Genomic DNA, 863 nt, shown 5'->3' with positions numbered 1-863 from the left:
GTCTACAGTGCGCGCGAGAGGGACTTCATGCATTCAACCAGCCATTCAAAGACGTCGATCGGCGGCATCAGCCGCGAGCGCATTGCCGTGCTGCGCGAGACGGAGGCGGAGGTTTTCCGCAAGGCGCGGCCGAAATCGCTGGCCAAGGCCGGCAATGGCCTGCCCGGCTTTTTCGGCGGCGTGCCGATGCACTGGATGAACGATTGGCCGACGCCGTTCCCGATCCTGGTCGACAGCGCCAAGAACGCCACCATCACCGACATCGACGGCAACCGGCTGGACGATTTCTGCCTCGGCGACACCGGTTCGATGTTCGGCCATTCGCCGCCGCCGGTCGCCCGCGCCATCCGCCGGCAGTCCGGGCGCGGCCTGACCTATATGCTGCCCAGCGAGGATGCGTTGGCCATCGGCCCGCTGCTCCAGCAGCGCTTCGGCCTGCCCTTCTGGCAGATTGCCACCACCGCGACCGACGCCAACCGTTTCGCGCTACGCGTTGCCCGCGCCGTCACCAACCGGGAGAAGATCCTGGTCTTCAACGGCTGCTACCACGGCTCGGTCGACGAGACGATGGTGCGGCTGATCGACGGCAAACCGGTGAACCGGCCGGGGCTCGCCGGCGAATTCCGCGATCTCACCCGGGCAACGAAGATCGTCGAATTCAACGACATCGCCGCGCTCGAAGCGGCGCTTGCGGACAGGGATGTCGCCTGCGTCATCACCGAGCCGGTGCTGACCAACTCCTGCATGGTGCTGCCGGAACCGGGCTTCCACGACGCGCTGCGGCGCCTCACCCGTGCCGCCGGCACGCTGCTCCTGATCGATGAGACGCACACCATCTCCACCGGCCCCGGCGGCTACACGAG

1 protein-coding gene is annotated in these 863 nt (G+C 67.1%); it reads left to right on the top strand.

What is annotated here, in order from left to right; translation table 11 throughout:
• Positions 1–27 precede the first annotated feature (27 nt).
• Positions 28–863: transaminase (locus tag EN781_RS33380; RefSeq protein ID WP_127400772.1), on the top strand; the 836-nt coding region annotated here is incomplete at its 3' end.

The sequence above is a fragment of the Mesorhizobium sp. M4A.F.Ca.ET.090.04.2.1 genome (assembly GCF_003999085.1).
GTDB lineage: Bacteria > Pseudomonadota > Alphaproteobacteria > Rhizobiales > Rhizobiaceae > Mesorhizobium.
Note: the sequence above shows the minus strand (reverse complement) of the source record. Positions and strands in the feature narration are given on the sequence as shown.